This is a genomic window from Streptomyces canarius (assembly GCF_014650735.1).
Taxonomy (GTDB): Bacteria; Actinomycetota; Actinomycetes; order Streptomycetales; family Streptomycetaceae; genus Streptomyces; species Streptomyces olivaceoviridis.
The window spans coordinates 126,367-136,951 of sequence record NZ_BMVN01000022.1; the positions used below are offsets into that span (position 1 = coordinate 126,367).

Here is a 10,585-nt window from a genome sequence, read left to right on the forward strand (position 1 = left end):
TGACGGATGTGACCGACATGACTCATGTGACCGATGTGACTTCCCAGACGGTCGGTACGGAGGCCGGGGACGCCCGGATCACCTGGCACACGGCGAAGAAGGCACGGCTGGTGCTGGCCGTGAGCCACGGCGCCGGCGGCGGCATCGAGGCACGCGACCTCCGGGCGCTCGCGGCCACGCTGCCCGCCGACGGCGTGACGGTCGCCCTCGTCGAGCAGCCCTGGCGGGTCGCCGGCAAGAAGGTCGCTCCCGCGCCGAAGACCCTGGATACCGGGTGGCGGGGCGTATGGCCCGCGCTCACCGGGCCGGGCCTGCCGGTGATCGCCGGGGGCCGCAGCGCCGGCGCCCGGGTCGCCTGCCGCACGGCGGCCGAGCTGGGCGCGCACGCCGTGCTCGCGCTCAGCTTCCCGCTGCACCCGCCGGGCAAGCCGGAGAAGTCCCGGGCGGACGAGCTGCTGGGGGCCGGGGTGCCCACGCTGGTCGTCCAGGGCGGCAACGACCCCTTCGGGAAGCCGGCGGAGTTCCCGGAGGGTGATTTCCGGCTCATCGAGGTGCCGTACGGCGATCACGGGTTCGCCGTTCCCCGGCGCGCGGACCTCACCCAGGAGCGGGCGCTGGAGATCATCACCGGCGCGGTACGGGAGTGGACCGCGTCACTCGGGTGACCCGGGAATGTTGTGCGGTGGGCCGCTGTTGAGCGGGACGGAAGTGCCGACGGGTTCGGCACCGACGTCGAGGGAGAGGAAGTCCGCCGCATGGGTTCGACCATCTGCCCGGCTCGCAGCAGCCGCACTGACCTGGACTGGTCCGTGCTGCACGCGGCCAAGATCGCTCCTATTCGAGCGGCGGCAGGCACGGGTCGTGTTCTATCCTCCGAATCGAGTGGGATCGGTTTCGGTTCCACCCGGGATCTTGAGGAGGTGGGTCCGGTCACCGGTACCGACGCAGGGACCGACAACGGCCAGGCGGAGCTGCCCGAGGGCCAGGGCGTCAGCGCGGACGCGTCCGACGAGTCGACCGCGGAGCGCAGCGCGCGCTTCGAGCGGGACGCGCTCGAATTCCTCGACCAGATGTACTCGGCCGCGCTGCGCATGACGCGCAACCCGGCCGACGCCGAGGACCTGGTGCAGGAGACGTACGCCAAGGCGTACGCGTCCTTCCACCAGTTCCGCGAGGGCACCAACCTCAAGGCGTGGCTGTACCGCATCCTCACGAACACCTTCATCAACTCCTACCGCAAGAAGCAGCGCGAGCCCCAGCGCTCCGCCGCGGAGGAGATCGAGGACTGGCAGCTCGCCCGTGCCGAGTCGCACATGTCGACGGGTCTGCGCTCCGCCGAGTCGCAGGCGCTCGACCACCTGCCCGACTCGGACGTGAAGGCCGCGCTCCAGGCGATCCCCGAGGAGTTCCGCATCGCCGTCTACCTCGCGGACGTCGAGGGGTTTGCCTACAAGGAGATCGCGGACATCATGGGGACACCCATCGGTACGGTGATGTCCCGGCTGCACCGGGGCCGCCGTCAGCTGCGCGGCATGCTGGAGGACTACGCCCGTGAGCGCGGGCTGGTCCCGGCCGGCGCCGGAGAGTCGAACGAAGCGAAAGGCTCGGGCTCATGAGCTGCGGAGAGCCGCACGAGACGGACTGCAGTGAGGTCCTGGACCACCTGTACGAGTTCCTCGACAGCGAGATGCCGGACGTCGACCGCGACAAGTTCCAGCACCACTTCGAGGAATGCTCGCCGTGCCTGGAGAAGTACGGCCTGGAGCAGGCCGTGAAGAAGCTGGTGAAGCGGTGCTGCGGGCATGACGACGTGCCCGCCGACCTGCGGGCCAAGGTCATGGGGCGGATCGAGCTGATCCGCTCCGGGCAGACGGTCCCGGAGCACGATGTGACCAAGGCCCCGGCGGCACCGCAGGAGTCCTGACACGCCGGGGCATATCACCCGAACGTGCTAATCCTCAGGTCATAGGCCCCGCACCCCCCGATCCCCGCCCTAGGCTCCGAGCCTTACGGAGGCACGGTCGGGGAGGGGCGTGATGGACGCGGTACCGGCAAGGGCACGCGGCTTTGTCGCCGCCGTCGCCCTGTCGGCCGTCCTCTGCCTGCTGCCCCTGCCGGCGACGCACACCCCCTGGGGGGCACTGGCCCTGCTCGCCGCGCTCTACGCGGCCTGCGAACACGCCGTACGCCGCCGCTTCGGCGGCACCTTCTACCCCGTACTGCTCGCCGGTGCGTTCCTGCTGCCCCCGGCCGCCGCCGCGCTCGTCCCGGTGCCCGCCGCGCTGCTCTCCCCGGTCGAGCACCGGCCCGTCCTGCTCCGGCGGGTGTGGCGGGCCGCGCAGCCCGCGCTCGCCGTGTGGGCCGCCGCCCGGACGCACTGCGCGCTCGGCGGCGAGGACGCCGTCGTCGGCTCCGACTTCCCCTCCGCGCTGCTGCCCGCGGGCGCGGCCGTCCTCGCGTTCTGCCTGGTGCTCACCGCGCTCGACGGCGGCCTGCGCGCGGCGGCCGGGCTGCTGCCGCTGCGGCGGGCCTGGCGCGAACAGCTGGCGCGCACGCCGGCCCCGGTCGCGGTGCACGGACTCGCCGGGCTGATGATGGCCGTCCTGTGGCGCAGCCCCTACGGCCCGGTCGCCGCGCTGCTCGTGCTGCTGCCGATGGGCGTCTCCTGGTGGGTCTTCGCCCTGTACCACCGCGAACGCGCCGCCCACCAGGCCACCATCCGCGCCCTGGTCCAGGCCGTCGACATCAAGGACGGCTACACGCGCGGCCACAGCGAACGCGTCGGACACGCCTCCGTGCTGATCGCCCGCGAACTCGGCATGGACGACGACCGCGTCGAGGTGCTGCGCTTCGCCGGCATCCTGCACGACGTCGGCAAACTGGGCGTGCCCACCCGGCTGCTGCGCAAGGAGGGCCCGCTCACCCCGCAGGAGCGGCGGATCATCGAGCTGCACCCCGAGTACGGCCACGAGATGATCCGCGGGATCTCCTTCCTCGGCGAGGCCCGCGCGGCCATCCTCCACCACCACGAACGGCTCGACGGCAGCGGCTACCCGTACGGCCTGGCGGGCGGCCAGATCCCCGAGTGCGCCCGGATCGTCGCCGTCGCGGACGCCTTCGACGCCATGACCTCCACCCGCTGCTACAGCAGGGCCCGCCCGGTCGAGGCCGCCGTCGCCGAGCTGGAGCGCTGCGCCGGGGCGCACTTCGACCCCCGGATGGTCGGCGCGCTCGTCCGCGCCCTGCGCCGCTGCGGCTGGCATCCGGCGGTCACCGCCGACGAACCGGCGTACGGCACCCCGCCCGCCGAGCGGACCCCCAGCACCGGGGCGCCCCGATGACCGCCCTGCGGCTGATCCACGGCGCCGCCGCCCTCGTCGCGGCCGGCTCCCTCGCCGTCACCCTCTGGACCGGCCTGCACGACCGGGGCGTCGCGCTCGCCTTCGGCGTGCTCATAGCCGTCGGCGAACTCACCCGCTGGAGCGACGAGCAGGGACAGCGGCAGGCCGCGCCCCTCGGTGCCGCCGGCGCCCTGGCGTACGCCCTGCTGGGCGCCGACGCCGGACGGCCCGGCCAGCACGGAGCCGCCCAGGTGGTCACCGTCGTCCTCGTCGCCACCGTGCTCGGCGCCGTCCCGCACATCTGGTCCGGCCGCAGCCCCACCGTCGACCACCTGACCCGCCGGACCCTCACCGTCGGCTTCGCCGCCGTCTGCTTCCAACCCCTCTACAGCCAGGGCGTCTTCGCCCACTGGGTCGGTCCCGCCTACGCCCTCCTGCTGCTCACCCTGCTCGCCCTCACCTCCCTGTGCGGGGCGGTCCTGGCCGGCGCGCTCGCCCACTGCCGCACCCGCTGGCCGTTCGGCCCGCTGCTGCGCGAGGAACTGCGCGGACTGCTCGGCATCGGCTCGGCCATCTGCGCGACCGGCGCCGTGATGGCACTCGCGGTCGCCGTCGTCGGCCTGTGGGCGCTGCCCGTGTTCTGCCTGCCCATGCTGCTCGTCCAGCTCTCCCTGCGCCGGTACGCGGACGTCCGCGCCACCTACCGGCAGACCATCGCCTCCCTCGCCCGCGCCACCGAGATCGCCGGCTGCACCCCCGCCGGGCACGCCCACCGCGTCGCCGCGCTCAGCCTCGCCGTCGGCCGGGACCTCGGCCTGACCGGGTCCGGACTGACCGTCCTGGAGTACGCGGCCCTGATGCACGACATCGGCCAGCTCAGCCTGGTCGACCCGGTTCCGGCCGGCGCCACCGCCGGTCTGCCCGCCGCGGAGCAGCGGCGCATCGCCCTGCTCGGCGGTGCCGTCGTCCGGCAGACCGGCGTGGACGCGGCCGTCGCCGTCGTCGTGGAACGGCAGGCCGACCCCTACCGGGAACAGCCGCTCGCCGCCCGGATCGTCCGGGCCGTGAACGCCTACGAGGAGAAGGCCCGGGACGCCGGTCCCGAAGGCCCGCTGCGCGCACTGGAGGAGCTGCGGCTCGGCACCGCCGGGGACTACGCTCCCGAGGTCGTGGAGTCGCTCGCCCGGGTACTGGCCAGGCCTCCCGGCGTGCGGGAGCGGGTGCCGGTGCGACGAACCGGGCTGTCTGACCCCGCGCCCGGCTGGGTAACCCATGGGTAATGAGCGCCTTTCCCGCGGCACGTGGTTGGATGCGAGGGAGAGGGTGTCCGGGGGCACAAGCCAGCCCACAGCGGGAAATGGAACTGGCAGGCGGGAATCGTGAGGATCTTCGGCAAGGGACGGCACCGGCCCTCCGCCTCCTGGCGGCAGGCCACCGACCGGGCGTTCACACTCATCGGCGACGGCCGGTACGAGGACGCGGGCGAGCTGCTGACACGCGCCGCCGATCTGGAACCCTGGCTGTCGGAGTCCTGGTTCAACCTCGCGCTGCTGCACAAGTTCCGGCACGACTGGGAGCAGGCGCGCGCGGCCGGACTGCGCGCGGTCGCCCTGCTCGACCGGGAGACCGGGGCGCCCGACTGGTGGAACGTCGGCATCGCCGCGACCGCCCTTCAGGACTGGCCGCTGGCCCGCCGCGCCTGGCAGGCGTACGGGCTGAAGGTGCCCGGGGGTGCCGCGGCCTCCGCGGAGCCCGTCGGCATGGAGCTGGGCAGCGCGGCCGTACGGCTCTCCCCGGAGGGGGAGGCCGAGGTGGTCTGGGGCCGCCGGCTGGACCCCGCGCGGATCGAGGTGCTGTCGATCCCGCTGCCCTCCTCCGGGCGGCGCTGGGGTGAGGTCGTGCTGCACGACGGCGTCCCGCACGGTGAGCGCACCACGTCGGCCGGGCACTCCTACCCGGTCTTCGACGAGATCGAGCTGTGGGCGCCGTCGCCCGTCCCCACCTGGGTGGTCCTGCTGGAGGCGGCCACCGAGGCCGACCGGGACGCGCTGGAGCAACTGGCCGCGGACGCGGGGTTCGCGGCGGAGGACTGGTCGTCGTCGGTACGGCTGCTGTGCCGGATGTGCAGCGAGTCCCGCATGCCGTCCGACGAGGGCGAGGGGGTGCACCTGGACCCGCACGACCACAGCGAGCCGGGTCACCCCGGGCCGCTCGGACACCGGACGGACGGACAGCTCTGGGTGCCGGAGCGGGAGTGCGGCGTCGCGGCCCCGGCATCGCTCGTGCGGGGGCTTCTCGACGGGTGGGTCGCGGACAGCCCGGATTCGCGGGACTGGCGCGATCTGGAAGAGGTCTGCTGACCAGGCGCCGTACCCTGTATCAGCAACATCTCTCCCCTGTTCTTTGAGGAAGGCGTACGTCGGTCATGGCGCAGCAGGACACCGGTCAGCAGCACGCGGGCGTGCTCCCCGTCGACGACGAGGGCTACGTCGTCGACACGGAGGACTGCGAGGAGCGCGAGAGGGCCTGGCGTGAGCGCGGCACCTCCCGGCCGATCACGGTCGTCGGCAACCCGGTGCTGCACAAGGAGTGCAAGGACGTCACCGAGTTCGGCGAGGAGCTCCAGCAGCTCGTCGCCGACATGTTCGCCAGCCAGCGCACCGCCGAGGGCGTGGGCCTGGCCGCGAACCAGATCGGTGTCGACCTGAAGGTCTTCGTCTACGACTGCCAGGACGACGCTGGCGTCCGGCACGTCGGTGTGGTCTGCAACCCGAAGCTGGTCGACCTGCCCGCCGAGAAGCGCCGGCTGGACGACAGCAACGAGGGCTGCCTGTCCGTGCCCACGGCGTACGCGTCGCTCGCCCGTCCCGACTACGCCGAGGTGACCGGCCAGGACGAGCAGGGCAACCCGATCAAGGTCCGCGGCACCGGCTACTTCGCACGCTGTTTGCAGCACGAGACCGACCACCTCTACGGCTACCTGTACATCGACCGGCTGTCGAAGCGGGACCGCAAGGACGCGCTGCGGCAGATGGCGGAGAACGAGCCACGCTACCCCGTGGTCGCCAACGACTGAGCGATGCCGCGTACTTGGGCGCCCCGTCCGGGATCTTCCTGGGCGGGGCGCCTTCGTGTTGTCGTACTTCGCTCGTGCGTGCGTCGTACAACCGGTCCCTTTGCGCCCCTCGTGATCCTTAACCAGTCACACAGGGGGAGCTCGCGGCACCTTGGGGTGGCGAATGAAGCAAATCCGTTCCCACGGCGGTCAGTTGTGGTGCTGAATGGAAGTGCGGGATACGCAACGGCGCACGCCCGGCACAACGGGAGGGGTGTGCGCTCCCGGCGGCTGAGAGGGGTTTGTTCGTGCAAGCTTTCCCACACAGCACCACAGCGACGCACACGGCGGTCGTAGTCCCACCCTCACTGGCACTCCCGGTGATCGAGTCCGCCTTTCCCCGGCAACTGCATCCGTATTGGCCACGACTCCAGGAGAAGACCCGGCTCTGGCTCCTGGAAAATCGGCTCATGCCGCCGGCCAAGGTCCGGGAATATGCCGATGGCCTGTGCTACACCGATCTCATGGCGGGCTACTACACCAGTGCCCCCGACGAGGTCCTCCAGGCCATAGCCGACTACAGCGCCTGGTTCTTCGTCTGGGACGACCGCCACGACCGCGACATCGTGCACGGCCGGGCGGGCGACTGGCGGCGGCTGCGGCACCGGCTGCACGCGGCTCTGGACGCACCCAGACACCACCAGCACCACCCCGACCCCCTGGTGGCGGGCTTCGCGGACAGCGTGCTGCGGCTGTACGGCTTCCTGTCGCCCACCTGGAACCAGCGGTTCGCCCGGCACTTCCACGCGGTCATCGAGGCCTACGACCGTGAGTTCCGCAACCGCACCGAGGGTTACATACCCGGCGTCGAGGAATACCTCGCGCTGCGCCGGCTCACCTTCGCGCACTGGGTATGGACGGACCTGCTTGAACCCAGCGCCGGATGTGAACTCCCGGACGCCGTGCGGAAAAACCCGGCGTACCGCCGGGCGGCCCTCCTCAGTCAGGAATTCGCCGCCTGGTACAACGACCTCTGCTCGCTTCCGAAGGAAATAGCGGGCGACGAGGTGCACAATCTCGGAATCAGCCTCATCACCCACCGGGGGATGACCCTCGAAGAAGCGGTGGACGACGTCCGGCGGCGCGTCGAGGAATGCGTCACTGAATTCCTCGGAGCCGAGCAGGGCGCCCTGAGGTTCGCCCGCGAGATCGACGACGGAACGGTCCGCGGAAAAGAGCTGAGCACCGCCGTCCAGACCTGTGTCGGCCATATGCGCAACTGGTTCAGCTCCGTCTACTGGTTCCACCACGAGTCCGGCCGGTACATGGTCGACAGCTGGGACGACCGCTCCACCCCCCCGTACGTCACGAACGAAGCGGCAGGTGAGAAATGACCGTCGAGTCGGTACAGCCCGCGAACCCCGGGACGCCCGCGAACCCCGAGACGCCCGACCTGCGTGAGCCGCCCCTGGCCGGAGGTGCCGTACCGGTTCTCGGCCACGGCCTGAAACTGGTCCGCGACCCGCTCGCCTTCATGTCCGGGCTGCGCGACCACGGAGACGTCGTCCGCCTGAAGCTCGGCCCCAAGACGGTCTACGCCGTCACCGCCCCGGCGCTCACCGGAGCACTGGCCCTGAACCCCGACTTCAAGATCGACGGCCCGCTGTGGGAGTCCCTCGAAGGACTGCTCGGCAAGGAGGGCGTGGCCACCGCGAACGGCCCCCGGCACCGCCGGCAGCGGCGCACCATACAGCCCGCGTTCCGGCTCGACGCGATACCCGGCTACGGCCCGGTCATGGAGGAGGAGGCGCACGCGCTGACCGACCGCTGGAAACCCGGCGGCACCGTCGACTGCACCTCCGAGTCCTTCCGGGTCGCCGTCCGCATCGCGGCCCGCTGCCTGCTGCGCGGCGACTACATGGACGAGCGCGCGGAACGGCTCAGCCTCGATCTCGCCACCGTCTTCCGTGGCATGTACCGCCGGATGGTGGTCCCGCTCGGCCCGCTCTACCGGCTGCCGTTCCCGGCCAACCGCGCATTCAACCGGGCGCTGGCCGATTTGCATCTCCTCGTGGACGAGATCGTCGCCGAGCGGAGGGCATCTGGTCAAAAGCCGGACGATTTGCTGACGGCCTTGCTGGAGGCGAAGGACGACAATGGCGACCCCATCGGGGAACAGGAGATCCACGACCAGGTCGTCGCCATACTCACCCCCGGCAGCGAAACAGTCGCCTCCACGATCATGTGGCTGCTCCAGGTCCTCGCCGCCCACCCGGAACACGCCGAGAAGGTACGGACCGAGGTCGAATCCGTGACCGGTGGTCGACCGGTCGGATTCGAGCACGTCCGCGCACTCACGCACACCAACAATGTCGTCGTCGAGGCCATGCGACTCCGGCCCGCCGTATGGATATTGACGCGGCGCGCGGTGACCGACACCGCGCTCGGCGGCTATCGCATTCCGGCCGGGGCGGACATCGTCTACAGCCCGTACGCCATCCAGCGCGACGCCCGCTCCTACGCCCGCCACCTCGACTTCGACCCCGACCGCTGGCTGCCCGAGCGGGCCAAGGAGGTGCCGAAGTACGCGATGAGCCCGTTCAGCGTGGGCAACCGCAAGTGCCCCAGCGACCACTTCTCCATGACCCAGCTGAGCCTGATCACCGCGGCGATCTCCGCGAAGTACCGCTTCGAGCAGGTCAGCGGGTCCGACGACACCACCCGCGTGGGCATCACGCTCCGCCCGCAGAACCTGCTGCTGCGGGCGCTGCCCTGGTAGGCCGCCTGGTACCGGCGCGCGCTCAGGCGGCCTCCGGGCCCCGGAACGCGCGTCGGTAGGCGTTCGGGGTCGTACCCAGCGCCCGGACGAACTGGTGGCGCAGCGCGGCGGCCGTACCGAACCCGGTGCGCCAGGCGATGGCGTCCATGGTCTCGTCGGTGCCCTCCAGCAACTCCTGCGCCAGCAGCACCCGTTGGCGGAGGATCCACCGGTACGGCGTGGTCCCCGTCTCCTGCTGGAAGCGCCGGGCGAAGGTGCGCGGCGCCAAGTGGGCGCGGGCGGCGAGCTGCTCGACGGTCACCTCCTGGTCGAGGTGGGCCTCCATCCAGGCGAGCACCTCCCCGACCGTGTCGCACGGCGCCTTCGGCAGGGGCCGCTCGATGAACTGCGCCTGCCCGCCGTCCCGGTGCGGCGGCACCACCATCCGACGGGCGATCTTGTTGGCCACCTCCGGCCCCTGCTCCTTGCGCACGATATGCAGACAGGCGTCGATCCCGGCGGCGGTGCCGGCGGAGGTGATCACCGGGTCCTCGTCCACGTACAGCACGTCCGGCTCGACCGTGAGCCGCGGATAGCGCCGGGACAGTTGCTCGGCGTTGTGCCAGTGCGCCGCACACCGCCGCCCGTCCAGCAGCCCCGCCGCGGCCAGCACGAACACCCCGGAGCAGACGCTGAGCACCCGGGTGCCCCGGTCCACGGCCCGCCGCAGCGCCGTCAGCAGTTCCTCCGGATACTCGCGCTCCGCATAGGTCTCACCGGCCGGTACGGCGATCAGATCGGCCTCTTCCAGCCGCTCCAGGCCGTACGGCGTGGACACGGTGAACCCGCAGTGGGTGCCCAGCTCGGGCCCCTCCGCCGACACCACGGCGAAGTCGTACCGGGGCAGCCCGTCGTCGCTGCGGTCGATGCCGAACACCTCGCACACGACACCCAGCTCGAAGGGGTGCACTCCGTCCAGCAGCACGACGGCCACGTTCTTCAGCATGCTGCCAGTGTGCCTCGACAGTGGCAGTAATTCGAGGCTCTACGGCAGTCCTGCCACTCCCGGTAAGGAGCGTCCGGCGCGACAGTGGTGTCCATGAACGGAAACCAGATCGAAGGACTGATCGGAATGCTCGCCACCCTCGGGATCCTGGTCCTCCTGGTCCTCCCGTCCGTGCTCGGCATCGTGCGTGACCGGCGCATCGACCGCCGGCTCAGGGCGGCCGAGCGGCCGGGTACCCCCAGGCCCACCGAGCCGGCGGAAGAGCCCGAGCCCCGCGGGCGGCGCCACGGCGCGGCCCGCCCCGCCTGACAGCTCCGCTGCTTCAGCGGACAGGGGGTCCCCGGAGCGTTTCGGGGACCCCCTGCGCCGTTGTGCGGGTGCGGTCAGAAGTCCTCGTCGAGGTCGACGGTGCCTTCGACGGCGAC

Annotated in this window: 11 protein-coding genes; 10 read left to right on the forward strand and 1 reads right to left on the reverse strand. The window is 71.6% G+C overall.

What is annotated here, in order from left to right:
* Positions 1 to 17: 17 nt before the first annotated feature.
* From IE294_RS27870 to IE294_RS27910, 9 genes are all read left to right on the forward strand, one after another.
* Entirely contained in the window at positions 18 to 665 is a 648-nt protein-coding gene (locus IE294_RS27870; RefSeq protein WP_189890610.1) for an alpha/beta hydrolase family protein, read from the forward strand.
* 255 nt (positions 666 to 920) lie between these two features.
* Entirely contained in the window at positions 921 to 1,616 is a 696-nt protein-coding gene (gene sigR, locus IE294_RS27875) for an RNA polymerase sigma factor SigR (protein WP_014674890.1), read from the forward strand.
* A complete protein-coding gene (rsrA, locus tag IE294_RS27880) occupies positions 1,613 to 1,924 on the forward strand; it encodes a mycothiol system anti-sigma-R factor (RefSeq protein ID WP_059252525.1) in 312 nt (103 codons plus the stop codon). Before sigR ends, rsrA begins: the two co-directional genes overlap by 4 nt.
* 112 nt (positions 1,925 to 2,036) lie before the next feature.
* Positions 2,037 to 3,341 (forward strand): HD-GYP domain-containing protein, encoded by a 1,305-nt coding sequence (locus IE294_RS27885; RefSeq protein ID WP_189890612.1) that lies wholly within the window; start codon positions 2,037 to 2,039, stop codon positions 3,339 to 3,341.
* On the forward strand, positions 3,338 to 4,621 hold the full coding sequence (locus IE294_RS27890) for an HD-GYP domain-containing protein (protein ID WP_189890614.1): 1,284 nt from the start codon (positions 3,338 to 3,340) through the stop codon (positions 4,619 to 4,621). Before IE294_RS27885 ends, IE294_RS27890 begins: the two co-directional genes overlap by 4 nt.
* A 99-nt stretch (positions 4,622 to 4,720) precedes the next feature.
* Positions 4,721 to 5,701: a hypothetical protein gene (locus IE294_RS27895; protein WP_189818202.1), complete on the forward strand. Its 981-nt coding sequence runs from the start codon at positions 4,721 to 4,723 to the stop codon at positions 5,699 to 5,701.
* Positions 5,702 to 5,766: 65 nt separating this feature from the next.
* Positions 5,767 to 6,417, forward strand: a complete 651-nt coding sequence (def, locus tag IE294_RS27900) for a peptide deformylase (protein WP_189890616.1) — start codon at positions 5,767 to 5,769, stop codon at positions 6,415 to 6,417.
* Positions 6,418 to 6,704: 287 nt separating this feature from the next.
* Entirely contained in the window at positions 6,705 to 7,790 is a 1,086-nt protein-coding gene (gene cyc1 / locus IE294_RS27905) for an epi-isozizaene synthase (protein ID WP_189890618.1), read from the forward strand.
* Positions 7,787 to 9,175: a bifunctional albaflavenone monooxygenase/terpene synthase gene (locus IE294_RS27910; protein ID WP_189890620.1), complete on the forward strand. Its 1,389-nt coding sequence runs from the start codon at positions 7,787 to 7,789 to the stop codon at positions 9,173 to 9,175. Before cyc1 ends, IE294_RS27910 begins: the two co-directional genes overlap by 4 nt.
* Before the next feature lie 22 nt (positions 9,176 to 9,197).
* Here IE294_RS27910 and IE294_RS27915 read toward each other — a convergent pair whose 3' ends face one another.
* Positions 9,198 to 10,160: a GlxA family transcriptional regulator gene (locus IE294_RS27915; protein WP_189890622.1), complete on the reverse strand. Its 963-nt coding sequence runs from the start codon at positions 10,158 to 10,160 to the stop codon at positions 9,198 to 9,200.
* A gap of 93 nt (positions 10,161 to 10,253) precedes the next feature.
* Here IE294_RS27915 and IE294_RS27920 point away from each other — a divergent pair, with 93 nt between their 5' ends.
* A complete protein-coding gene (locus IE294_RS27920; protein WP_229917368.1) occupies positions 10,254 to 10,469 on the forward strand; it encodes a hypothetical protein in 216 nt (71 codons plus the stop codon).
* Positions 10,470 to 10,585 lie beyond the last annotated feature (116 nt).